Origin of the sequence: Lysinibacillus fusiformis (assembly GCF_002845985.1) — a bacterium.
Taxonomy (GTDB): Bacteria; Bacillota; Bacilli; order Bacillales_A; family Planococcaceae; genus Lysinibacillus; species Lysinibacillus fusiformis_D.
Genome location: NZ_PDFK01000001.1, coordinates 386618 through 411475, shown reverse-complemented (window position 1 = coordinate 411475; position 24858 = coordinate 386618). Strand labels below are relative to the sequence as shown.

The following is a 24858-nucleotide window of genomic DNA, read 5'->3' as shown; positions in this document are numbered from 1 at the left end:
TAAAACCTTGCGGAGATAATTCCGCAAGGTTTTCTTAGTGTTGAAAAACAAAACAGTCAATTGGAAGGTAGAAATGGATTTCCCTTGCAGGCTACTTGCTTTCCTGTGGGCAAGCGTCCCGAGCCGCTTCCTCCGCTATCGCTCCGTTTAGAGGCTCGCCTGTCTCGTTATCCCACGGGAGTCAAGTAGCCTTCCACTCCAACCTACAAAAGTATTACCTTTTTAGCAAAGGTTTTCAAATAAGGCGAAGGTCTTCACTACTCTTTATGGAGAGGTGTTGTCACACATCACTTCCCCACATTGAAAATAAGAGCTTATTCCCTCTAAAAATAATGGGCTATTTAATCGCTATATTACTATGAAAAAAAGTAAAGACACTTTGCAGAATGGTTGATTGGAGTGGAGCCAGCGTCACTCCTAGGGGATTAGCGTCACAGATGAGACCCTGGAGCGAGCGTAAGTGAGTGAAGCGGCTCATCGGACGCCCCCTGGAAAGGGCGCTGGCGGAACGGAAATCAACCTCTCACCTTGCAAAGTTGCTTTTTCTGCCTTTGACATGATCTTTTTTTCATGTGTGCTAAAAATGGAATGGAATGACATTGGAGGAGGAAGACTCGGGATTGATTTTTTGGTAAATAAAACTTTCTAAAAAATCATGAATTAAATCCTCATATTCATCCATATTTTCATTAAAGGACTGTGCATGTGCCCCAGTGTCAAAAAGTTTTAATTTTTTGGGACCTGCTTTTTTATTGTAGAGATCTAGTGACATCGACGCTGGAATAAATGTATCAGGAATACTGTGAATAAAGAGTACTGGTTTTTCAATATGTGTCACGGCTTCAGCAGGTGTTACACTTTTGAAGGAGTAGCCATCTCTGAGGCGGACAAAGAAATCGGCAAAGCGAATGGGAATAATGGAGCCATATTTAAATTCGGTTTTGGCGATTTGCTTCAACAACATGGAAAAATCGGAGAACGCACAGTCTGAAATATAGAAATCAGCACCATCTTCCACTGTTCCAGCATAAAGTAGCATAGTTGCTGCCCCCATGGATTCACCGTGAATCCCAAGGATAGCGTCTTCACCAATCATGGCTTTCACTGTCTTTACTACTGCATCAAGATCATTTTTTTCATAGTAGCCATAACTCGTTGTTTTGCCCCCAGATTCACCATGACGACGATGGTCAAAAATAACTGAATTATAGCCAAGTCTTTCAAATAATCGAGCATATTTTACGGAATTTATTTTATTTTCAGTGACACCGTGACAAATGATGATGGTGTTATTAGTTTGCAAAGGCTGAAACATAATGCCTCGAATTGAGTAGCCATTAGGAGAATCAATATTGAGTTCACATTTCAAGTTATTATTGTACCAAGCTTCATCAAAGCGCTTGGCAGTCGTTTCTCGTTCTCGAACAAACTCCGGGTCTTTTTGTTGGATATACATTAATTTATTGGAAAGCGCGAAGCCGAACAGACCTGTTGCAGCTGCGGCTAGCGTTGTTGTAATACCAGAGAATAAAAGCATCTTCTTTTTCATCATAAAACACCTCCACATGCTGTTTCTTATTTGTAATGTTCCCAACTAAGATTGTTTAAAACACGTCAACATTTTACAATATCTTTGGCAAAACTGCGATTATTTCTATTATCGAAAATCGTCAAAATATTTGTTAAAATATACATATCTGCTAGTAGCATATGCATGCAGTGTTGATTTTTGAACGGGGAAAAGGGGAGAATGATTATGACAAACGAGGTAGTAATCGTGAGTGCTGTGCGTACAGCGATAGGCTCATTTCAGGGGACATTAAAAGACGTACCAGCGACAACGTTAGGTAGCATTGTCATTAAAGAGGCGTTAGCACGTGCAGGTGTAGCAGGAGAACAAGTAGATGAGGTCATTATGGGGAATGTCTTAGCGGCAGGGCTTGGACAAAACCCAGCTCGTCAAGCGGCAATTAAAGCGGGGTTACCTCACGAGGTATCAGCATTAACAATTAATAAAGTATGTGGATCGGGTTTAAAGGCTGTTCATTTAGCCACACAGGCGATTATAGCGGGAGATGCTGAGATTGTTGTTGCGGGGGGCTTTGAAAATATGAGCCAAGCACCTTACGTCTTAAAAAATGCACGAGAAGGCTTCCGAATGGGCGATCAAAAGGTAGTAGATACAATGATTCAAGATGGCCTATGGTGTGCTTTTAATGATTATCATATGGGGATTACCGCTGAAAATTTATGTGATATGTATCAAATTTCTCGAGAAGAGCAGGATGCTTTTGCGGCTCGTTCTCAGCAACGTGCAGAGGCAGCGATTGCAGTTGGCAAGTTTGAAAATGAAATCGTGGCTGTCGAGATTCCACAGCGTAAGGGAGAGCCACTTCTTTTCAATAAAGATGAATTTCCACGAGCAGGTGTGACAGCGGAGTCCTTAGCTAAGCTACGACCAGCATTTAAAAAGGATGGCTCCGTTACCGCAGCGAACGCATCGGGTATTAATGATGGTGCAGCAGCAGTTGTGGTGATGTCAAAGGAAAAAGCACAAAAGTTAGGCATTCAACCAATGGCAATTATTACAGCGAATGCTAGCGCAGGTGTCGATCCAGCTATTATGGGGACAGGTCCTGTAAAAGCTGTCCAAAAAGCACTAACAAAAGCAGAGACAACTTTAGACGATATCGATTTAATTGAAGCAAATGAAGCATTTGCAGCACAATCAATTGCTGTAGATCGTGAATTAAGCTTTAATCATGATAAACTAAATGTTAACGGGGGTGCTATTGCTCTTGGTCATCCAATCGGTGCAAGTGGTGCTCGTATTTTAGTGACGCTATTGCATGAAATGGAAAAGCGTGACGCAAAAACGGGCTTAGCCACATTATGTATCGGTGGGGGACAAGGCGTAGCAACTGTTGTAAAGCGCCCTTGATATCAATAAGAAGGTGAATGTAATGGGAAAGAAACGAAAACAGCAGCAACGCACTGACAATAGCATGACAGCTAGCCTACCTAAGCAAGAGGCGGTCACATTAGCGGATCAGCTTGGCGGCGATGTGCTCGCAAAATTAAAAGCGGCGAAGCAAGATTTAACTGCTAAAGAGCAGGCGGCAGAGGAAGAACGTCAAGCAAAATTAGCGTTTGAACGCAAACAACGTGAAAAAAATAAATCGTTTGAAGAATTACTAAACGAATACGGCGATAAAGGCTCTAAATTTTAAAAATAAAGCAGTGAATTCACACAGGTGGGTTCACTGTTTTGTCTTTTACAGCATTTAAATTATGTCGTTATAGTCGATATACAAAGAGAGATTTTTGAATTTAATGGAACGGGAGACGCTGCCAATAACATATACCTAATTGTAGTTTAGTATCAATTAAATTATGTTAGGAGAACAACATGGTAGAATTACAGACAGAAAGAATAAGATTAATTCCTTTAAACGCCAAGTATCTAAAATTACTAATAGAGCATGAGAAACAAATGGCCAAGCAGTTGTCATTAAGTATGGGTGAGGGGCATTTAGATTGCGAGCTTAAACAAGCATTGTATTTTAGACTTTCCAAAGTCGTAGAAGATGAGCAAAACTATCTTTGGCATACGAACTGGTTACTTGTGTTAAAAGAGAAAAATTGTGCTGTTGGTGGCATAATGCTAAAAGGTATGCCAAATGACCAAGAGGAAGTTGTGATTGGGTATTATACTTTTCCTCCTTATCAGGGGCAGGGCTATATGACAGAATCAATCATAGCTCTTCAAAACTGGTTACTTCATCAACTAAATGTAAAATACGTTATTGCAGATACCGAAAAAGATAATGTGGCATCCCATCGAGTTTTAGAAAAAGCAGGAGCTGCCTTGTATAAAGAAACAAACTCCCTCTATTTTTGGAGATTCCAACTTTAAAAAAATGGCTAAGACAAAAGACTATGATTGTGCCTTTTGTCTTTATTTTGGTTAAAAATGGTAATGTCACAAAAAGATTTTTTAGCAAGGCGAGTAGTTCCGTTCCGCCAGCGTCCTTTTCAGGGGGCGTCCGATGATCTGCTTCCCTCACTTACGTTCGCTCCAGGGTCTTCTCTGTGATGCTGGCTCCACTCCACATTAACCATTCTGTAAAAGTGTCAGTAGTGAATGAAATATTTCTATTTTTAGAGAGTGGAGACGGGATTAATCACCACTACCATCAATAAAGTAGTGAACACCTTCATTTTATTTGTGAAACCTTTGTAAAAAAGAGAACTCTTTTGTGGAGCGGCAAACCTTTTTTACTTTAAATTCTATGGATATTTTGTTATTCAACACAATGAAGACAAAAGGCTACGGTAATGCCTTTTGTCTTTTATTTTTGAGTATTTTTCTCAATGCTACAACGATACTCACAAAAACAATGGCTCCAGCTGTATCGACTAAGACATCTTGGAAGCTCATTGTGCGACCTGGTGTAAAGCTTTGACGAAATTCGTCAATGATAGCAATTGTAGCTGTTCCTGCAATGGCAATACTTGCTGCAAAACGTCTTTTTCCCCAAGCAAAATACAGACCAAGTGCAATGCATCCAAACCCAATAAAATGTGTCAATTTACGAATTAAAAACTCTACAAATGGAAAATAACCACGTTCTTCAACGGAAACGATGGTTCCCCAATAGGGAATTTTTAAAACAGATAGTTGTTTTTCAAAAGGTTTATTGGCAAGTAGATCTTCTAATTCTGGTAGGATACTCTGTTGCTCATAGGTCATACTAGAGGAGATTACTAATATGACAAGACAGATGATGAAGACCAGCCATTTTTTCATCGGTGTTCTTGATACTGCTCATTTTTAGTCAGTTTATTGGCTGCATTAAAATCTGTGATTACGTTGATTTTTTCATAGGCAGCTAGCGTTTGAGCTAGCTGTTGTTGTGAGCTTGCCCCAATTACCGTTGAAGCGATCGTAGGCTCTTTCAAATTAAAGGCGATGGCCAGCGCATGTAAATCATCATATTGTAAAGCTAAGTCTGTTAACGATGCTGTTAATTCCTCTGCCGTATAGCCGTTAAAACCATTGACCTGTTGTAGACGTTGTTGCCAGCTATTTGTTAATAAGCCTTTTGCCACTGTGCCACGTGTTACAACAGATGCACCTTGATTTGCAATAAACTCAAACCATTCTTCAGGGCGACGATCTAGAGCACTATATTGCATCATAACGCTTTTAGCTGAGCTTGCAGGTAAAAATCGCTGCAATACATTTGGACGAATAGAAGAAATGCCATATTCACGAATGAGCCCTTCTTTTTTAAGTTCTTCAAATGTGTCAATAATTCCATCCCAATCATCTTCCATTGTGCCGCCATGTAATTGATAGACATCAATATAGTCTGTACCTAGTCGTCGTAAGCTAGCATAGGCAGCTTCTTTAATATAGTCTGGGGATGCGTCCCAATGCCAACCATCGACGCCTTCTGTCCAACGGTTTCCTACCTTTGTTGCTAGGATGACATCATGACGACGTTTACCTAACGTTGTACCAATGATTTCTTCGTTTGCACCAAAATCATATAAATCCGCTGTGTCGATATAATTAATCCCGGCATCTAATGCCATATCGACAATGGCAGCTGCTTGCTTTTTATCTGTCGAAAGAGACATGCCTCCTAAACTAATCTCTGAAATAAACAATTCACTTATGCCAAGCTGTCTTTTTTTCATATGATCGTCCTCCTTCGATTTCTCTACTTGTAATGGTACAATGAACATATCTGAAGAACAAGCGAGGTTATCGTCAGTGAAAAAGTTTGAGGAAAAAACAACGACAACAACACCAATCTATGATGGAAGAATAATAAAACTACAAATTGATGAGGTAACTTTACCAAATGGACAGGTTGCGAAACGTGAAATCATAAAGCATCCCGGTGCCGTAGCAGTTATTGCCGTTACGGACGAGGGGAAACTAGTGTTGGTAGAACAATATCGTAAAGCGCTTGAACGTTCAATCGTTGAAATTCCGGCAGGGAAGCTGGAACCTGGTGAGGAGCCAGTGGTGACAGCACGTCGTGAATTAGAGGAAGAGACAGGCTATGGAGCGCATAAACTGACTTTTTTACAAACATTTGCAACATCACCAGGCTTTGCGGATGAAGTTATTCATTTGTTTGTAGCGAGGGAATTATATACAATAGATAATAAAGCAGATTTAGATGAGGATGAATTTGTCGAATTATTAGAAGTTTCGTTGGAAGAAGCACAAATAATGGTGGCAGATCAGCGTATATATGATGCTAAAACGGCATTTGCAGTACTCTGGCTGGCTGCAAATTTAGAAAATAATCTTTTAGCATAATAGAGACGGACGAGCATAAGCTGTACAAACCTTGATAGAAAAGGAGCATGTTTATGTCTCGTACGGTGTCTATTTTTTATCACGCTTCCATCATTGCAGTAAGTTTTGTTTGCGGCGTTATTTTCTTTCATATTATTGGTGGACCGAAAGCGGAACCATTTATATTATTTATAGAGCCTCGTTTAGCAGATGGGGACAGGCACTCCATTTTTCGTTTAGTACTGCCTGTCACTATTTCTATAGGTCTTGTATTATTACTAGCAACACATAGCGTATTAAAAGTTTTAGTGCGTGTGACAGTAGCCATACGTGCCACTTTTTTTGGCTTTAGTTCTGTTTTTTTATTACAAAAACTTGAAGCTTTTTGGCTTTATACGATTTGGTGGTTTCCATTTCAGCTCATCTATTGTATATTGTTGCTAGTCCTATGCAATTTACTTGTACCCGCTTGGTCCAAGCGAAAAATCGGGAAACAAGTATCTGGTCGAACAATTTTGTTGAATTTTATCGCATTTTTCATCATAATAGTTGCTGAGTTTATTGTTATTGCTTATGTGTTAAAATGAAGGATTGAATGGACAGAAATTGTGATCAGATAAAAAATAGAAGCATGTTAGAAATCTATTCACTATCTTGTAATAGGATTTACTCCTTTGGTATAATGGAAAGAGTTTAGGGGGGCGTCACATGGAGAGCCGAATTGATCGTATAAAAAAACAGCTGCATAGTGCTAGTTACAAGCTGACGCCGCAGCGAGAAGCGACAGTTGCTGTCTTGCTTGAGCACGAAGAGGACCACCTAAGTGCTGAGGATGTTTATCTTTTAGTAAAAGAAAAAGCACCAGAGATTGGTCTAGCTACTGTTTATAGAACGTTAGAATTATTAACTGAGCTCAAAATTGTCGACAAAATCAACTTTGGCGATGGCGTATCGCGCTATGACCTACGCCAAGAGGGAGCTGCCCATTTCCACCATCATCTTGTTTGTATCGAATGTGGTGCTGTTGATGAAATTCAAGAAGATTTACTTGAAGATGTGGAAGCCGTTGTTGAAAAACGTTGGAACTTTATTATAAAAGATCACCGACTAACTTTCCACGGCATATGCTGGCGCTGTCATGATAAAAACGACGAATCGAATGAAGAAAAATAACAAAAAGCTGTCTGTTTTAATCTTAAGTATAGATTGAATCGGGCAGTTTTTTGTTTTTTTGAGGCAGCAAATGTTTTTGTTCCGAAAGCGAAGTGTAAGAATAGAAGTCTCCTCGGACGAGCTTAATGAAAGAGTTATTAATAACTTGGACACATTTAAGTAGAGTGGCCTTGGATTAATTATAATGTAACGATAATATGGTTGGATTATGTCGAATAGAGGGGGCTTTAGCACATTTCTTAAGGCCATGATAAAATAGAGAATAATTGACAGTGAGGGGGCGTTATGATGAATGAATTTCAATATGCAGTAGAGGACTATATCCATTTTATTCAGGTGGAAAGGCAGTTATCTGTTAATACATTAGCATCCTATCGCCGTGATTTAGAAAGCTATGTGCATTTTTTGCAGGAAGCAGAGGGGATGGCTGATTTTAGCCGTGTGGAACGAACAACTATTTTGCGGTATTTAGAGCAATTGCGAGCACAGGGGAAGACAAGCCGTACCGTTGCCCGTCATATTTCTTCTATCCGGAGCTTCCATCAATTTTTACTGCGAGAAAAGCGTGCAGAAACAGATCCGACTGTTCATTTAGAAATGCCAACTATTGAGCAAAAGCTACCGAATATCCTATCTATCGAAGAAATCGAAGCGTTACTAACAGCTCCGAATCGAAGTAAGCCACAAGGTATACGTGATCTTGCCATGCTAGAGTTACTATATGGATCTGGCATGCGCATTAGTGAGCTCATTGCACTGGATTTAGTCGATATTCATTTAACGATGGGCTTTGTCCGTGTCTTTGGGAAGGGTGGGAAGGAACGAATTATTCCACTTGGCAAAAATGCCCTTTCGGCGATTAATGCCTATTTAAACGGTGCTCGTGGTCAGTTGCAAGGAAAGCACCCAAAAACAGATGCGTTTTTTATTAATCAAAGAGGGAAACGTTTAACAAGGCAGGGTTGTTGGAAATTAATGAAGGAGCATGCTTTAAAGGCAGGCATCCAACATGAATTAACCCCACATACATTGCGTCATTCCTTTGCTACTCATTTGGTCGAAAATGGCGCTGATTTACGAGCGGTGCAGGAAATGCTTGGTCATGCAGATATTTCTACAACGCAGATTTATACACATATTAGTAAAACAAGATTATCTGAGGTCTATAAGCAATTCCATCCACGTGCTTAAAACTCTTCAATAAGTAAAAATTATATTTTAGTCGGATGTCTGACCTTTATTTTTCGCATTTTTTTGGTAAAATAGAGTCATGAGATTAGGAGGCAACCATTATGAATAAACCGTTTAACAAAATCCATGTTGTTGTCATGGACTCAGTAGGTATAGGTGAAGCGCCAGACGCAGCAAATTTTGGTGATGTTGGTGCACATACATTAGGACATATCGCTGAAAAAATGAATGGGCTTACAATGCCAGTGATGGAGTCCTTTGGTTTAGCAAATATTGAATCATTGCAAGGTATGCACGCGGCTACAGAGCCAAAAGCATACTACGGTAAAATGCAAGAAGCATCTGTCGGCAAAGACACGATGACAGGCCATTGGGAAATCATGGGGTTAAATATCGATAAACCATTTAAGGTTTATCCAGAAGGATTTCCAGCGGAGCTTATTGCTGAGTTAGAGCAACGTACAGGTCGTAAAGTACTGTGCAATCAACCAGCAAGCGGTACACAAGTGATTGAAGATTTCGGTAAGGAACATATGGAAACAGGTGCGATTATTGTTTATACATCAGCCGATCCTGTTTTACAGATTGCTGCTCACGAGGAAATCATTCCATTAGAAGAATTATATAAAATTTGCGAAATGGCGCGTGAATTAACATTACAGCCTGAATATTTAGTAGGACGTGTCATTGCAAGACCATTTGTTGGTACGCCAGGCAACTTCACACGTACTGCCAATCGACATGACTACGCATTGAAGCCATTTGGTCGTACAACAATGAATGTTTTAAAGGACGCAGGATTAGATGTCATTGCCATTGGAAAAATCTCAGATATATTCAATGGTGAAGGTGTCACTGATTCGGTACGCACAAAAAATAATATGGATGGTATGGATCAATTTGCAGAGGTTGTCCGCCGTGATTTTCGTGGGATGAGCTTCTTAAATTTAGTGGACTTTGACGCCAACTTTGGTCATCGTCGTGATCCATTAGGCTATGGACAGGCACTACAAGAATTTGATGCACGCCTACCAGAAATTACAGAAGCGATGTCAGAGGATGATTTATTAATCATTACTGCCGATCACGGAAATGATCCAACCTTCCATGGAACAGATCATACACGTGAATATGTACCGTTAATTGTCTATTCACCACGTTTCAATGGTGGAACAGAACTAGCTTTGCGTGAAACTTTTGCGGATATTGCAGCGACAGTTGCTGAAAACTTTAATGTAGAAGCACCACCATTCGGCAAAAGTTTCTTACATGATTTGAAATAAGGGGGTTTTTCGTATGAATATGGTTCAATTGTTTGAAAAGAAAAAACAAGGAATAGAGCTATCTCAAGCTGAAATTCAGTATTTTGTTGAAGGCTATACGACGGGTTCCATTCCAGATTATCAAGCAAGTTCACTTTTAATGGCTATACGCTTACTAGGTATGTCTGATGATGAAACATTTTATTTAACAAAGGCCATGATCGAATCAGGGGATGTTATTGATTTAACGTCTATTGATGGCTTTAAAATCGATAAACACTCTACAGGAGGAGTTGGTGACAAGGTCACACTTGTTGTCACACCAATTATCGCTTCTTTAGGAATCCCTGTGGCGAAATTTAGCGGTAAGGGTTTAGGCATTACAGGTGGAACAATCGATAAACTTGAATCCATTGAAGGCTTCAAAACAGAGCTTTCATCACAGGAGTTTATTGACAATGTCAATCAGCATAAAATTGCAGTTGCCGGACAAACAGGGAATCTTGTACCAGCCGACAAAAAATTATATGCATTACGTGATGTGACAGGTACTGTCGATTCTATTCCATTAATCGCTGCGTCGATTATGAGTAAAAAAATTGCAAGTGGTGCAGATGGTATTGTACTTGACGTAAAATGCGGCTCAGGTGCGTTTATGAAGACGCAAGAAGAAGCACAGATTTTAGCGGATACAATGACGGCCATTGGAGAAAAACTTGGGCGTAAAGTTGTCGCACATATTAGTGATATGGATAATCCTTTAGGAAAAATGATTGGGAATAAACTTGAAGTTGTAGAGGCGTATGCCTTATTAAGTGGACGCTTGGAAGAAACGCATGAAGATTTGTTGGATGAATGTATTGTTATTTCTTCCTTAATGTACCAAGTTGCCGCTGGCGTGAATGAAGCGGAAGCGACCGCTGCGGTTAAGCGCGTGCTTGCTGATGGTTCTGCTGCTGCAAAATTTGAGGAGTTCATTGTTGCACAAGGTGGTGTAGTTTCTGATATTGTCCAAAATGAAACCGCTCATAAAGTAGCGGTGACAGCTGTTGCAGAGGGCACTGTGGAAACCATTAATGCCTTATTAGTAGGTGAAGCGAGTGTCAGTCTAGGTGCTGGACGATTAACGAAGGAATCGGTACTTGATTATGATGCAGGCATCCAGCTGATTGCTAAAAAAGGTGACCATGTCAATCATGGCGACACGATTGCTTATTTATATGCCAATCAACCAATTGTTGAAGAGACAATCAATAAAATACAGCAAGCATATACAATTGCATAAAGATTCGTTAGCGAGGGCTCTCACTTTAAGTGAGCTCTCGCTTTTTTTGCGTTCTAAGGATCGTTAAACTTTAGCTAGCAATGGCGTTTAGAAAATGTAGATTTATCCCATACTGCACTTAACCTAAAAAGCTATAAGTATGTCGATTAGACACTATTTCGGAAGACTTTGCACTAGTTCTGTCAGCCGCAAGGATTCATTGCATTGAATGTGGAATTGCACGAGGAGGAGGCGATGTTCATGCATTATCAATTAGAAATGGTCACAAGAGAGACTGTCGTTATACGTTTGTTTGGGGAGCTCGATCACCATGCAGTAGAACAAATTCGAGCGAAAATTTCTACAGCAATTTTTCAAGGCACTGTGACGACCATCATTTGGAACTTAGAAGGGCTTTCCTTTATGGATAGTTCAGGCGTTGGCTTAGTGCTTGGTCGAATGCGTGAGTTAGAAGCAGTTGCTGGGCGAACTATTTTATTGAATCCATCGCCAACAATGCGAAAAGTATTTCAATTTTCAGGATTAGGGCCATGGATGATGGATGCAACAGAGGAACAAGCGATTGATCGCGTAAGGGGGATTGTAAATGGATAACGAAATGACATTAACATTTTTAGCACTTAGTGAAAATGAAGCCTTAGCCCGTGTGGCTGTTACAGGTTTTATTGCACAATTAGACCCAACTATTGATGAGCTATCAGAGTTTAAAACAGTTGTCTCTGAAGCGGTTTCCAATGCCATTATTCATGGCTATGAAGAAAATGGTAAGGGTGTTGTTACAGTTCATGCAAAACGTGAGGATGACATTGTAACGGTATCTGTCATGGATAAAGGAATAGGAATTGAGGACGTTAGTCGAGCAATGGAGCCATTATTTACAACGAAAAGTGCGATGGAGCGTTCGGGTATGGGCTTCACCATTATGGATAGCTTTTCAGATCAGCTAACAGTAATGTCTAAATGGCAAGAAGGAACAACTGTAACGTTTACGAAGAAATTTTACACAGTTCGCACAGCGGTAATGTGAGGTTGAGACAGTGAAGCCGCTAGAACAGTCGTCCGATAAGCTATTGTCTCAGGAGGAAATGCGTGATTTAATTGCACGCGCACAGCAGGGCGATCATGAGGCTCGTAAACGAATGGTAGAAGGCAATACGAGACTTGTGTGGTCCATTGTTCAACGTTTTACAACGAGAGGTGTTGAGCTTGAGGATTTATTCCAGATTGGCTGCATAGGGCTGATGAAATCTGTAGATAAATTCGATTTAACCTATGATGTGAAGTTTTCAACCTATGCAGTCCCTATGATCATTGGTGAAATTCAACGCTTTTTAAGGGATGATGGCATGGTGAAGGTGAGTCGCTCTATTCGTGAGCTAAATTTTAAAATTCGTCATGCTACAGATGAATTTATTAAGAAAAATGAACATCCACCAACCATTCAAGAACTTGCTCAGGTACTTGGTGTGACAACGGAGGAAATTGTCACAGCATCCGATGCGCTGAGAGATCCAGCATCTCTTCATGAGCAATTGTATGAAAGTGAAGGGGATTCCATTACATTGATGGACCAAATGAAAGATGAAAAATCTGAGCAACCATTTGATTATATCCCATTGAAGGAAGTACTCACGAGACTTGAACCGAGAGAGCAGTCTATTATTTATTTACGCTATTTTTCAGATTGCACGCAAACAGAAATTGCGAATAGGTTAGGGATATCACAAGTACAAGTGTCTCGTTTAGAGAAAAAAATCCTTGCCCAGCTGAAAAGTTGGATGGCTACAAGCGCTACCGTGGAGCAGGAAGCTATAAAAAAAGACATCTAAGAAAATGGTGACAGCATGACAAATAAATTATTTAACAGCTTAGAAGAAGCCGAAGATTTTCTTATTGAACATTTTGGTGACGGCGAATCATTTGACGTTGGTATTAAACACTTATTTGTCAAGGATTTGCCGGTCCTTTGTGCATATATTAGCGGGCTTGTGGACGGAGAAGCTTTAACACAGTTACTCTCTAGCATGCTTCCAAATGAAGACATTGACATTGATGTGGAGGATGAGAAGGAATATTTTGAGTCCTATTTTAATTTCCATGGGCGTTCAGAGGAAACAGAGCGTAAAGCCTATTTATTAGCCATGTTAAGTGGACAAGTCACCTTTATTACTAAAAGTGGCTATTGCTACGTTGCAGAGCTGAGAAATTATCCAGGACGTTCTCCAGAAGAGCCAGATAATGAAAAGGTAATTCGTGGTTCGCGGGATGGCTTTACAGAAGGAATTTCTCAAAATACGGCTTTAATACGTAGGCGAATTCGCAATAGTAATTTACGTTTCGAGCTACATAAAATATCCAAAATCGGCCAAACCGACGTGGCGATCGCGTTTATGAAGGATATTGCCAATGAAGATATGCTCGAAAATTTACGACAGCGCCTTGGACAAATTAATCACGATGGCTTGACGATGGCCGATAAATCATTAGAAGAATGGCTTTTTAAGCAAAAATTCCATCCAGTGCCATTTGTACGTTATACGGAACGACCTGATATTGCAGCAGCGCATCTGCTTGAAGGGCATATAGCGATATTGGTCGATACCTCTCCATCCGTGATTTTAGTACCTGTTACTATATTTCATTTATTACAGCATGCGGAGGAATATCGACAGGCACCAACAGTTGGTACGTTTGTGCGATTTATGAGGTATTTTGGTTCTGTCATGGGTTTACTTTTATTACCATTGTGGTATGTGTTTGCTACAAATGAATCCTTACTGCCGGATGCCTTATCCTTTTTAGGCACCGAAGAGAAATCGCATGTACCATTATTATTGCAAATATTGATTGCAGATATAGGTATTGAATTTTTAAGGATGGCCGCCATTCATACTCCGTCACCATTATCGACTGCGATGGGATTAGTTGCGGGGGTAATCATTGGTCAAATTGCTATTGATGTAGGATTATTTTCTGCGGAGGTAGTTCTTTATACAGCAGTAGCAGCTATTCTTATTTTTATTATTCCATCATATGAACTCAGTATCTCGATCAAAATTTTTAGGTTGCTGTTATTAATTATAACGGGTCTCTGGGGTGTCAATGGCTTATTTATTGGCTTATTTTTATTGTTTACGTATTTATGTTCATTACGACCTATGCAGGCACCTTATTTATGGCCGCTTGTTCCATTCTTCCCAACGGCAATGCTTCGTGTCATCATTCGTTTCCCAATGACTTCCGATGCATTAAGACCTTATGTAGTCGCTTCCAAACAGCGAAAAAGATCATAGGAGCCGTTGCACTCGTTTTTTTCATGTGATAAAGTTCACATATAGTATTTTGTGATTTTTGCAAAAATTATTTTCATTCAAGAAAAAGTAGGGTATATACATTTTTCTTTTAATATTTTTATGGAAATAATTACTTGATGGGATGCCACGAAAGCCCCCACAAAGTGTGAAAATAACAAGATGGAACGATGTGAAAAGGGAGAGATGCACATGCATTTATATGGAACACAAGCGATTTCTGAAGATGGTCATTTAACAATTGGACAGGTAGACACACTAGAGCTAGCAACAGAGTATGGTACACCACTTTTCGTGTATGATACTGCACTTATTCGTAAGCGTGCACGCGGCTTTATCGATACGTTTAAAAAATTAGGCGTAAAAGCAGAAGTAGCTTATGCTTCAAAAGCATTTGCATGTGTAGCGGTGTATCAATTAGCAGCAGAAGAAAATTTATCCTTGGATGTTGTATCTGGTGGGGAGTTATTTACTGCCTTAAAGGCAGGCTTCCCAGCAGAGCGCATTCATTTCCATGGTAATAATAAAAGCATTGCTGAAATAGAGCTAGCTTTTGACTCCAAGATTGGATGTATGGTTGTAGATAATTTCTATGAAATACAGCTTTTAAAAGAAATTTCGGAGCGCCGTCAGCAAAAAATGCGTATTTTATTACGTGTTACACCAGGTGTGGAAGCACATACGCATGATTTCATCACGACAGGTCAAGCAGATTCAAAATTCGGCTTTGACTTAAACAATGGTCAAGCGGATGAAGCATTCCAACAAACATTTAACCATGAATTCCTAGAGCTACTTGGCTTACATTGTCATATTGGCTCACAAATTTTTGATACTGCTGGCTTTGGCTTAGCTGGAGAAAAATTGATTGACAAAATTTCTGATTGGAACAAGACTCACGAATTTACGTGTACTGTGTTAAACTTAGGTGGGGGCTTTGGTATTCGTTATACTGAAGAAGATGCACCGCTGGAACCACAAGTTTATGTAGAGGATATGATAACAGTTGTGAAAAATAAAGCAACTGTGCTTGGACTGAAGATGCCAGAAATTTGGATTGAACCAGGTCGATCACTTGTAGGTGATGCAGGAACATCTCTTTATACAATCGGTTCACAAAAAACAGTGCCAGATGTGCGCAAATATATTGCGGTTGATGGTGGGATGAGTGATAACATCCGCCCAGCATTATACGATGCTAAGTATGAGGCAGTCATTGCAAGTAAAGCGAATGAGCCGAAAAACGAACTCTATACAGTGGCTGGTAAATTATGTGAATCTGGCGATAAATTAATTATTGATGCGAAACTACAAGATGCTGCTTCAGGCGATGTGTTAGCCGTATTCTGTACAGGTGCGTATGGTTATTCGATGGCTAGTAATTATAACCGTGTGCCAAGACCTGCTGTTGTATTTGTAGAAAATGGACAGCATCAACTAGCTATTCGCCGCGAAAGTTATGAAGATATTGTGCAAAACGATCTCCCGCTAACTTTAAAAAAGGGTGAGTAAATTTGAGGAAAAATAAGTGGGTATTACTAGCGTCCATTTCAACTTTTATTTTGTTGTGGGGCGTTGTCTATTGGGTGTTGGCGTCTAAAGGTATTCTCGGACCTGGTTCGTAAGACAGAAATTGGCTTGCGGTAAAAGTACAAATCGTGTAGGATAGTCAAAGATTATGTACAGCTAGAAAAAGAGGGAATAGACAAATATGTTAATTCGATATAAGAAAGCTTTAGAGAAAATAGCAATGGGGCTACTTTCATTTATGCCTAATGAAAAAGACGTAAAAAAGCTTACAGAGACCATCCACTCCTATGAAAATGACGATAATTGGGTTTTATATTTATGGAAAAAGAATGATGAATATGTTGGCATTGTTGGGCTTGTCATTGATGAGCATAATACAGCTACCATCCAGCATGTATCGGTGATCCCTTCCTATAGGGGTGAAGGCGTAGCAACGGAAATGCTTCAAGAAGTGGCAGAACTTGGCCAATATGAAAGTGTACGTGCTACCGATGCAACACGGAGCTTGGTTCAAAAATGTATCCATTGTAAAGATGAAAAAGCAGACGATTAACAGCGTCTGCTTTTTCTTTGTTTGCTTTCTTGCCGCTCTGCAAGAATATGTGAGCGATCTCGTAGCATATGTTTATGAAGAAGATAGTTTGAACTACTAGAAGGCAAGAGCTGTATACGTGCAATCGTTAACTCCAGCAAATTGGGAGAGAGAGGGAGCTGGATAGCTTGAAAGGAATTGCCCGTTTTCAACGAAATAAGGGTCGTTGTTACTTGTGTTAGGAGTTGCTGATAATCAATTTCTTGGAAAAAAATATGGCCTTCATTTTCTTGGAAATTATGAAGTGCCTTTTCTAAAATTCGTATAGCGCCAGTATTGTTACCACGTCGCCAATGATAGAAACCTGTTGCAAGCTGCACATAGCCAACAAGCGGATGCATTTTATCACCAGGTGCAATTTCCTTCCAATATTCCTCCAGCACTTCATGGCATTCAAAAAAATCTTGATTGCCATTAAAATAAGCACAGTAATCTATAAATAAAGTATGATGCTGTGGATGCATTTTGGACTCCTTTCCACTATACTAAAAGAACATAGAATCTCAGGGTGGTAAAATAATGTCTTATGAAGTAAAATTAGAAGCCTTTTCAGGGCCTCTTGATTTATTATTGCATTTAATTCACAGATTGGAAATTGATATCTATGATATCCCAATGGCTGAAATTACACAACAATATATCGACCATATACATGCAATGCAAGTACTGGAATTAAATGAAGCAAGTGAATATTTAGTAATGGCAGCAACATTGCTGGCAATTAAAAGCCGCATGCTATTGCCGATTCATGAAGGTGAAATGGAAGACGCAGAATTAGAAGTGGACGGCCCTGACCCTCGTGAAGAACTGGTGCAACGCTTAATTGAATATAAAAAATATAAGGAAGCAGCCAGTAATTTGCAAGAGCTTGAAACGGATCGATCACAAGTATTTACAAGGCCACCAGCTGATTTAACAGGGTTGGCCTCGGATGAACAAATGGCTTTGTTTGATTTAAATGTGAACATCTATGACATGCTTGGAGCATTTCAAAAATTGATGCGTCGCAAAAAATTAAAGAAACCACTAAAAACGACAGTAGCGAGGCAGGAAAGATCAGTAAAAGATCAAATGCGTTCTGTTGTTGATTCTTTACGTTTAACAGGTGGACGTGCATCATTTTTCGAGCTTTTTCCCTATGAAGATAAGCCGACACTTATTCTGACGTTTGTTTCCCTTCTAGAACTGATGAAACGTCAGGTCGTCGTCGTAGAACAAGATGGTAACTTTGAAGAATTAACGGTTACCTTGCAGAAGGAGGAATGGGAAGATGACGAAAACTTTGATGTTACAGAGTAGAATTGAAGCCTTATTATTCGTTGTTGGAGATGATGGCTTAACGATTAAACAGCTATCGCAACTTTTAGGAGAACAGGAAGAGCTGATTGTTCAGGCGATGAGTGCATTGAGAGAAGCCTTTGACGAAGATGTAGCAAGAGGCATTACTGTGAAGGAAATTGCAGGCGTTTATCAGCTCATTACAAAATCTGAGTTTGCTGATACGATTCAAAGATTAGTAGAGAATCCAACGGCACAATCCCTATCCCAAGCCTCCTTGGAGGTGCTGGCGATAGTGGCTTACAAACAGCCCATTACACGTGTAGCAATAGAAGATTTGCGCGGTGTAAAGTGTGAACGACCAATTCAAACATTAGTGTCACGAGGATTAATTAAAGAGGTAGGGCGTTCAGAAGGAACTGGACGTGCCATACTATATGGAACGACAAAAGAATTTTTACATTATTTTGGCTTAAATACTATTGAAGAAATGCCGCCTCTACCTGAAGAGGATCTTGTTGAAACAGAACAAGAAACAGATTTATTTATGACAAAGTTCCAAGAGACATTTAGCAGTCAAAATAATGATTAGGTATAATGCGTAGCCTTCAACATAAATATGAATCTATATTTTCCTATCACATTAAATAAGGAGTGGCTCGTTGCTTCGGTTATTTCGTTTAACACTGTTCATGCTCATGATATTAATGGTAATGCTTCCTCAAACTAGCTTTGCCAGAGGGGGAAGTGGCTATGCTGTCTTAGATGGCGCTACAGGCCGCGTTTTAATAGGGTCTAATAGCGATGAACGCTTACCTATTGCTAGCCTAACAAAAATTTGGACAGCACTTGTCGCAATCGAAAATAGTGACCTGCAAGATGAAGTTGTAATATCACCGAATGCTGCTATGGCTGAGGGGAGTTCTATTTATTTACAGGCTGGCGAAACAGTAACAGTCGAAACGTTATTGTACGGTTTAATGCTGCGTTCAGGCAATGATGCTGCGACCGCTTTAGCAGAACACGTAGGGGGCTCTGTGGAGGGCTTTGTCAAATTAATGAATGAAAGAGCTGTGATTGCAGGTCTGACTAACACCGTTTTTATGAACCCTTCTGGTCTTCATCATGATGAGCATTTATCGTCAGCAAGAGATACTGCTGAGATGTTAAGACTTGCTTTGCAAAATAAAACATTTGAGAAAATTGCTTCAACGATTCTTTATCGGGCGAATACGGTAAACGGAATGCTTTGGGAAAATAAACACCGATTATTAAGAGAAGGTTCAGGGATGGCTGCACATATAGATGATGAAACGGAGCAGCCTGTTAGTTCTTTAAAATCAGCGACTGGCACTGCGTTCGCTGGAAAAACCGGCTTTACAAAGGTTGCTGGACGTACACTAGCAACAGCCTTTCAAAAGGACGGGCAAATCTGCATTGTTGTCACTTTAAATGAATCCGATGATTGGAATGTACATCGAGGTTTATCGAATAGAGTATGGCAAGACTATAGCCTTGAAACCGTAGTGAAGAAGGGCAAATACAACGTCAACAAAAAGTTAGCTATTCGATTAGAAGAGCCCGTTCGCCTACAATTAAATAAAGAAGAAAAAGAGCAGGTGCGGCAAGTTTTACATGTATCAAGAAAACGTCAAGAAGCTGTCTTGTCGATCTTTATTGGTGAAGAGCGTATTTATGCAACTCCAGTAAAAGTTGAATCAGCAGATCGTTAAAAACGATTTGCTGATTTTTTTAGTATGGAATCTCTGCTAAATGACGGATGACTATAGCATAAACAGCCAAGTGATTCAGTGCAATATGCTTTTATTTTGAGCCGTTCTTTCGTGCTCCTATAATCTGCATTACTAGACAACTAACTGCTTGGAAGAAAGGTGAGTAAATCAATATAGAAAAAGCTGACGTAACAATACATGCTAAAATTTTTTTGTGCTACAAGATGTTTTAACAATTGAGCAAACACTAACAAGTAGAAGCTCAAAACGTTTTCATTTCAATATGGACTAACAATTGACAATAAGGACGATTAAAAGCTGCTGAATGATAGCTTTCTTGTCTGTTAAAATAAAGATTTTTAAGTCGATTCGCTTTTTTGCCAAATGAGTATACTGGTTATGAGGAACGTAAAATGTAGGTGCAAATGATAAGAAATTTGTGAATGAGAAATAATTTGGAATACTCAATTAAAAAATGTGAAATTTGTTTTTCTTTAATAATGCTTCAAAGTATGACATAATTTTCACAGATTAGCGGGAAAGATAACCCTATTCATAAGAGCGAAATCGAATGATGACGAAAGTGTCAATGTGAAAGAAAACTAGAGGTGAAAAAATGGAAAGATTACAAAAGGTCATTGCCTATGCAGGAGTTGCTTCAAGGCGCAAGGCAGAGCAATTGATAGTAGAAGGCAAAGTAAAAGTTAATGGTGTAGTTGTTCGTGAGTTAGGAACGAAGGTTTCTAATTCTGATACAATTGAAGTAGAAGGTGTGAAATTGGAAAAGGAAGATAAGGTATATTATTTACTTTACAAACCACGTGGAACAATTTCGGCTGTGACGGATGATAAAGGACGCAAAACTGTCACAGATTTATTTCACCATATTCCGCAACGTATTTTCCCAGTTGGTCGTCTTGATTATGATACATCTGGATTATTATTATTGACAAATGATGGGGAATTCTCCTATATGTTGACACATCCGAAGTTTAAAATTGATAAAACCTATATCGCGCGTGTCAAAGGTATTCCAACAATTGAAGGGCTTAAAAAACTTCAAAGAGGGATTAAATTAGAGGATGGGAAAACAGCTCCAGCTAAGGTTAGTATGACATCCTTTGACGAAAAAGCAGGCAAAGCAATTTGTGAAATTACGATTCATGAAGGACGCAATCGCCAAGTTCGTCGTATGTTTGAAGCCATTGGGACACCTGTTGTCAAATTAAAACGTGAACGCTTTGCATTCTTAGATTTATTCGGCCTTACACCAGGAGAATACCGTGAATTATCAAAGCATGAAGTCAAGCAATTACGTGTTTTAGCGGAGACTGGAAAGCTTGATTAAAGAACATTTGCCAAAAGAAAGTAGATACCACAATAGGTATTATTTGGGTGTTTACACTTTCTTTATGGTGAATTCGTTCATAAATCATTCATAATTAATAGCTAAGTGTTTTTGTATCATTTTGCTATAATAGGTGAGAATAGTACACCTAGTAACAGTTTGTTCAAAAGAACTGTTACACATACAATCTGGTATTGTTGACGTCAATTTGAAAGAAGTTTTTACATAATTAAAGACGTATATAAAATGAAAAAGTTCATTGGGTCTGCATTAGGTAAAAGCTTCGCGTTTACAAACTTTACGCTAAGCCGTAATTGATAGGGGGTTTATTAACTTGGAGAAAAAGAAAAAGCGTCTCGTACTGCGAACGGTCATCTTAGCACTGCTAGCGTTGGCAATCGGGTACACAGTATATGGAACAGCGACAAAGGAAAAAGTAGAGTTAGTGGCAGTAGGCTCTGAAGCACCTGACTTCACGTTAGTAGATTTAAACGGTGAAAAACATAAATTGTCGGATTATAAAGGACAAGGGGTATTTTTAAACTTCTGGGGAACTTGGTGTAAGCCTTGTGAGAAGGAAATGCCTGCGATGGACAATCAGTATCAAGAATTTAAAGATCAAGGTGTACAAACTTTAGCGGTCAATATCGCTCAAACTGATTTTGAAGTGCAGAATTTTGTTGATCGGTATGGTTTATCATTCCCAGTAGTGATCGACAAAACGAAAAGTGTTATGACTGCTTATAATGTAGGTCAATTACCTGCTACAGTATTAATTGATCCTGAAGGCAAAGTGACTAAGATTATTACAGGTGAAATGACGGAGGAAAATATCGCTTCGTACATGGAATTAGTGAAGCCGGAATAAGGAGTATATGACGATGGAAAAAATCATTTGTGCTTGCGGTCATAGTAACCCATACGGCACGAAGCTTTGTGAGAAATGTGGTCGTCCTTTAACCGAAGAAGAACAGCAAAATAAAGTAGTTGATATGCGCTACGATGGTATGGCCATTCGCTCTAAAACATATAACAAGTCATTTATTGATAAAATATGGAATTTCTTCTCAAGTGTTAAAGTCGGTATATCCTTAATTATTATCACATTAATTGCTGCTTCAATCGGAACATTACTACCACAAGAGTTTTACGTGAAAGCTTCTGATTTGGAGAAGGGAGCTTATTACGCAGACGTTTATGGTACATTCGGTAAAATTTATTATACGTTAGGCCTTTCAGATTTATATAGCTCGTGGTGGTTCCAAATTTTAGTTGGTATGCTTGCTGTATCCATTATTGTGGCAAGTCTTGACCGGGGAATACCACTTTATAAATCATTGAAGAATCAACGTGTGAAAAGACATGAAAGCTTTATGAAGCGTCAGCGCATTGTTGCAGAAGGACAAGTGACAGCAGGCGCAGAGGAAACGCTTGATAAAGTGGCACAAAAAATGTCTGAGATGAGATATTCTGTTCGTCGAGATGGTAGCGCTCTCTTAGCTGAAAAAGGACGCTTTTCTCGTTACGGTCCGTACATAAACCATGTCGGTCTCATTATCTTTTTAGGTGGGGTCATGCTACGTCTGGTGCCAGGTTTCTATGTTGATGAATCAATCTGGGTACGTGAGGGCGAGACACGTGCGATTACTGGCATGGACGGTTATTTCATTGAAAACAATGATTTTGTTTTAGAGACACATGATAATGAACCACAGGGTGAGCAAGTAAAGCAGGGTGTAAATGTTGTTGCGAAAAATTTCCAAACAGATATTACACTATATAAGCAGCCTAAAGATGCTTTGCCAGGTGACACAGATAATCTAGAAAAAGTAAAAGACTATTCCATTCGTGTAAACCATCCTTTAAAGGAAGATGGCTTTGCGCTTTACCAAATGGATTATCGTTTAAATGAATTAAAGCAAATGAATTTCGAATTAATCAATAAAACGACTGAACAATCACTTGGTAAGGTGGAAATTGATTTAACAAACCCAAAAAAGGAATATGATTTAGGTAATGGTTCTTCCGTTCAAATTCTTGTTTATACACCAGATTTTGATGGATTTGAAAATGGTGAGCCACAAACAAAAACATCCATTCCAAATAACCCAGCATTCTTATTTAAAATGACAACACCAGAAACACCTGAAGGCGAAGTGAGCTTTGTTGAAATTATGCAACCTCCTTTAGAGCCACTTGGTGAAAATAAATACAGAATGAAATTTGCAGCAGCAGAAATGCGTGATATGTCAGGTATTACAGTACGTAAAGATCGTACAATTCCTATCTTATTTGTTGGGGGCGTCATCTTTATGATTGGTGTTGTTATTGGTTCTTACTGGAATCACAGACGTTTATGGATTCAAGTGGAACCAGATGGCCGTGTGTTAATGGCTGCCCATGTTAACAAAAATATGTTCAGCATGAAAAAGGATTTAGATGCTGTTACAACATTTGCTGCATTGCCTCCGTATCAAGATCAGTTAGAGAAAGATGAGGCTGGCGAAGAGTCCACGAATGGTGGCATTAAAGAAAAGGAAGGTGACAACACCTTATGAGTTTGATTGACATAAGTGGAAACCTATTATTTGTAGCTTTTATTGCTTATCTAGTTGCAACATTATTATTTGGTGGTTCAATTAAGCAAGCAAATGCTACTGGTAAAAATACTGGCAAATGGGGCAAGCTTGCCATTGTGGTAACCATTATTGGTTTCTTATCACAGCTAGGCTATTTTATTACGCGTTGGATCTATACAGGACATGCACCAGTAAGTAATATGTTTGAATTTACGACTGCCTTTGGTATGTTCATTGTTGGCGCGTTTATTTTAATTTATTTTATTTATCGTTTGACTGCACTTGGGCTAGTTGCATTGCCTGTTGCATTATTAATCATCTCCTATGCAGCAATGTTCCCGAAAGAAGTAAGTCCGTTAGTACCATCGTTACAAAGTCATTGGCTAACGATACACGTTATCACAGCAGCATTAGGGCAATCTATTTTAGCCATTAGTGCTGTAGCAGGGCTCATTTATTTATTAAAAGTAGTCGATTTAACAAAGCCTTCTAAACAACGTTTTTGGTTAGAAGCCGTGATGTACTGTCTTGTAGTAGTAGTTGGTTTTGTCGCAGTGACATCTACATTCGGTGCTATGGATTATGAGTCTAGCTATAATTATGTGGATAAAGAAGGAACTACTCGTAAAATTATTTACAATTTACCGCCAATTTTCGGTATGAATGAGTATGAAGCAGTTGAAGAACATGGTATGTCACCGCTAGTAGAAATGCCTGCATTAATTAATGCCAAAAAATTAACAACTGTTTTTTGGTCATTATTGGTAGGGTCAATCTTGTATTTATTAATTCGTTTAATCGCTCGTCGTCGAATTAGTGCCATTTTCCAACCACTTGTTAAACGCGTTAATTTGCAATTATTAGATGAAGTTGGTTATCGTTCGGTGCTGATAGGATTCCCTGTATTTACCCTAGGTGCTTTAATTTTTGCGATGATTTGGGCACAAATTGCTTGGAGTCGTTTCTGGGGTTGGGATCCAAAAGAAGTATGGGCTCTTATTACATGGTTATTCTACGCAGCATTCCTACATTTACGTCTATCAAAAGGCTGGGAAGGTCGAAAATCTGCTTGGTTGGCATTAATTGGTTTCGGAATTATTTTATTTAACCTAATTGCTGTTAACTTAATTCTTGCAGGTTTACACTCTTACGCGTAACTTGTAAAATAACAAGCCTTTTCGCTGTGGCGAAGAGGCTTTCTTTTCTTTTCAATATGTGTCACACCATGTACAATAGAAGTTAGAGAAAGATTGGAAG

26 protein-coding genes are annotated in these 24858 nt (G+C 39.2%); 22 read left to right on the top strand and 4 right to left on the bottom strand.

The window, feature by feature from the left end; genetic code table 11:
• Window positions 1-577: 577 nt before the first annotated feature.
• Window positions 578-1549, bottom strand: coding sequence for an alpha/beta hydrolase (locus CRI88_RS02150; RefSeq protein WP_036127977.1), 972 nt, complete (start codon window positions 1547-1549; stop codon window positions 578-580).
• A 207-nt stretch (window positions 1550-1756) separates the two neighbouring features.
• Between CRI88_RS02150 and CRI88_RS02145 the strand changes: the two genes are divergently transcribed.
• The 3 genes from CRI88_RS02145 to CRI88_RS02135 all read left to right on the top strand — a co-directional run bounded on the left by CRI88_RS02145 (window position 1757) and on the right by CRI88_RS02135 (window position 3916).
• Window positions 1757-2941 carry an acetyl-CoA C-acetyltransferase gene (locus CRI88_RS02145; RefSeq protein ID WP_080717167.1) on the top strand — a complete coding sequence of 395 codons (1185 nt, stop codon included), beginning with the start codon at window positions 1757-1759 and terminating at the stop codon, window positions 2939-2941.
• Window positions 2942-2963: 22 nt separating this feature from the next.
• On the top strand, window positions 2964-3230 hold the full coding sequence (locus tag CRI88_RS02140; protein WP_036127968.1) for a YqkE family protein: 267 nt from the start codon (window positions 2964-2966) through the stop codon (window positions 3228-3230).
• A 179-nt stretch (window positions 3231-3409) separates the two neighbouring features.
• The gene (locus tag CRI88_RS02135) at window positions 3410-3916 is read left to right on the top strand and encodes a GNAT family N-acetyltransferase (RefSeq protein WP_058843266.1); all 507 of its coding nucleotides are present in this window, start codon (window positions 3410-3412) and stop codon (window positions 3914-3916) included.
• A 414-nt stretch (window positions 3917-4330) separates the two neighbouring features.
• Here CRI88_RS02135 and CRI88_RS02130 read toward each other — a convergent pair whose 3' ends face one another.
• The gene (locus CRI88_RS02130) at window positions 4331-4810 is read right to left on the bottom strand and encodes a VanZ family protein (RefSeq protein WP_058843267.1); all 480 of its coding nucleotides are present in this window, start codon (window positions 4808-4810) and stop codon (window positions 4331-4333) included.
• Window positions 4807-5706 (bottom strand): aldo/keto reductase, encoded by a 900-nt coding sequence (locus tag CRI88_RS02125; protein WP_058843268.1) that lies wholly within the window; start codon window positions 5704-5706, stop codon window positions 4807-4809. The genes CRI88_RS02130 and CRI88_RS02125 overlap by 4 nt, the downstream gene beginning before the upstream one ends.
• Before the next feature lie 76 nt (window positions 5707-5782).
• Between CRI88_RS02125 and CRI88_RS02120 the strand changes: the two genes are divergently transcribed.
• From CRI88_RS02120 to CRI88_RS02065, 12 genes are all read left to right on the top strand, one after another.
• Window positions 5783-6340, top strand: coding sequence for an NUDIX domain-containing protein (locus CRI88_RS02120; RefSeq protein WP_058843269.1), 558 nt, complete (start codon window positions 5783-5785; stop codon window positions 6338-6340).
• Between the two features lie 53 nt (window positions 6341-6393).
• A complete protein-coding gene (locus CRI88_RS02115) occupies window positions 6394-6906 on the top strand; it encodes a hypothetical protein (protein WP_036127953.1) in 513 nt (170 codons plus the stop codon).
• A gap of 121 nt (window positions 6907-7027) precedes the next feature.
• Window positions 7028-7492 (top strand): ferric iron uptake transcriptional regulator, encoded by a 465-nt coding sequence (fur, locus tag CRI88_RS02110; protein WP_004232171.1) that lies wholly within the window; start codon window positions 7028-7030, stop codon window positions 7490-7492.
• A gap of 288 nt (window positions 7493-7780) precedes the next feature.
• Window positions 7781-8683 (top strand): site-specific tyrosine recombinase XerD, encoded by a 903-nt coding sequence (gene xerD / locus CRI88_RS02105; protein WP_058843270.1) that lies wholly within the window; start codon window positions 7781-7783, stop codon window positions 8681-8683.
• Between the two features lie 101 nt (window positions 8684-8784).
• Window positions 8785-9966 (top strand): phosphopentomutase, encoded by a 1182-nt coding sequence (deoB, locus tag CRI88_RS02100; RefSeq protein ID WP_058843271.1) that lies wholly within the window; start codon window positions 8785-8787, stop codon window positions 9964-9966.
• Window positions 9967-9979: 13 nt separating this feature from the next.
• Window positions 9980-11230, top strand: coding sequence for a thymidine phosphorylase (locus CRI88_RS02095; RefSeq protein WP_036127942.1), 1251 nt, complete (start codon window positions 9980-9982; stop codon window positions 11228-11230).
• A gap of 240 nt (window positions 11231-11470) precedes the next feature.
• Window positions 11471-11824 (top strand): anti-sigma F factor antagonist, encoded by a 354-nt coding sequence (gene spoIIAA, locus CRI88_RS02090; RefSeq protein WP_036127938.1) that lies wholly within the window; start codon window positions 11471-11473, stop codon window positions 11822-11824.
• Window positions 11817-12257: an anti-sigma F factor gene (gene spoIIAB / locus CRI88_RS02085; RefSeq protein ID WP_036127935.1), complete on the top strand. Its 441-nt coding sequence runs from the start codon at window positions 11817-11819 to the stop codon at window positions 12255-12257. Before spoIIAA ends, spoIIAB begins: the two co-directional genes overlap by 8 nt.
• A 58-nt stretch (window positions 12258-12315) precedes the next feature.
• Complete coding sequence (gene sigF / locus CRI88_RS02080) at window positions 12316-13059, top strand: RNA polymerase sporulation sigma factor SigF (RefSeq protein WP_283778184.1); 744 nt, start codon at window positions 12316-12318, stop codon at window positions 13057-13059.
• 15 nt (window positions 13060-13074) lie between these two features.
• Window positions 13075-14523: a spore germination protein gene (locus CRI88_RS02075; protein WP_036127928.1), complete on the top strand. Its 1449-nt coding sequence runs from the start codon at window positions 13075-13077 to the stop codon at window positions 14521-14523.
• Window positions 14524-14733: 210 nt separating this feature from the next.
• On the top strand, window positions 14734-16053 hold the full coding sequence (gene lysA, locus CRI88_RS02070) for a diaminopimelate decarboxylase (protein WP_101966371.1): 1320 nt from the start codon (window positions 14734-14736) through the stop codon (window positions 16051-16053).
• A gap of 199 nt (window positions 16054-16252) precedes the next feature.
• Window positions 16253-16624 (top strand): GNAT family N-acetyltransferase, encoded by a 372-nt coding sequence (locus tag CRI88_RS02065; RefSeq protein WP_036127920.1) that lies wholly within the window; start codon window positions 16253-16255, stop codon window positions 16622-16624.
• Here the strand turns inward: CRI88_RS02065 and CRI88_RS02060 are convergent.
• Window positions 16621-17127, bottom strand: coding sequence for a DUF309 domain-containing protein (locus tag CRI88_RS02060; RefSeq protein ID WP_036127917.1), 507 nt, complete (start codon window positions 17125-17127; stop codon window positions 16621-16623). The genes CRI88_RS02065 and CRI88_RS02060 overlap by 4 nt on opposite strands.
• Window positions 17128-17182: 55 nt before the next feature.
• Between CRI88_RS02060 and CRI88_RS02055 the strand changes: the two genes are divergently transcribed.
• The 7 genes from CRI88_RS02055 to ccsB all read left to right on the top strand — a co-directional run bounded on the left by CRI88_RS02055 (window position 17183) and on the right by ccsB (window position 24758).
• Entirely contained in the window at window positions 17183-17962 is a 780-nt protein-coding gene (locus CRI88_RS02055) for a segregation/condensation protein A (RefSeq protein ID WP_058843273.1), read from the top strand.
• On the top strand, window positions 17934-18533 hold the full coding sequence (gene scpB, locus CRI88_RS02050; protein WP_101966370.1) for an SMC-Scp complex subunit ScpB: 600 nt from the start codon (window positions 17934-17936) through the stop codon (window positions 18531-18533). Before CRI88_RS02055 ends, scpB begins: the two co-directional genes overlap by 29 nt.
• 70 nt (window positions 18534-18603) lie before the next feature.
• Window positions 18604-19674: a D-alanyl-D-alanine carboxypeptidase family protein gene (locus CRI88_RS02045; RefSeq protein ID WP_058843274.1), complete on the top strand. Its 1071-nt coding sequence runs from the start codon at window positions 18604-18606 to the stop codon at window positions 19672-19674.
• Window positions 19675-20290: 616 nt separating this feature from the next.
• The gene (locus tag CRI88_RS02040; protein WP_036127908.1) at window positions 20291-21022 is read left to right on the top strand and encodes a pseudouridine synthase; all 732 of its coding nucleotides are present in this window, start codon (window positions 20291-20293) and stop codon (window positions 21020-21022) included.
• 334 nt (window positions 21023-21356) lie between these two features.
• Window positions 21357-21890 (top strand): thiol-disulfide oxidoreductase ResA, encoded by a 534-nt coding sequence (gene resA / locus CRI88_RS02035; protein ID WP_036127905.1) that lies wholly within the window; start codon window positions 21357-21359, stop codon window positions 21888-21890.
• 13 nt (window positions 21891-21903) lie between these two features.
• Complete coding sequence (gene resB / locus CRI88_RS02030) at window positions 21904-23580, top strand: cytochrome c biogenesis protein ResB (RefSeq protein ID WP_036127902.1); 1677 nt, start codon at window positions 21904-21906, stop codon at window positions 23578-23580.
• Window positions 23577-24758 carry a c-type cytochrome biogenesis protein CcsB gene (gene ccsB, locus CRI88_RS02025; RefSeq protein ID WP_036127900.1) on the top strand — a complete coding sequence of 394 codons (1182 nt, stop codon included), beginning with the start codon at window positions 23577-23579 and terminating at the stop codon, window positions 24756-24758. The genes resB and ccsB overlap by 4 nt, the downstream gene beginning before the upstream one ends.
• Window positions 24759-24858: the final 100 nt, after the last annotated feature.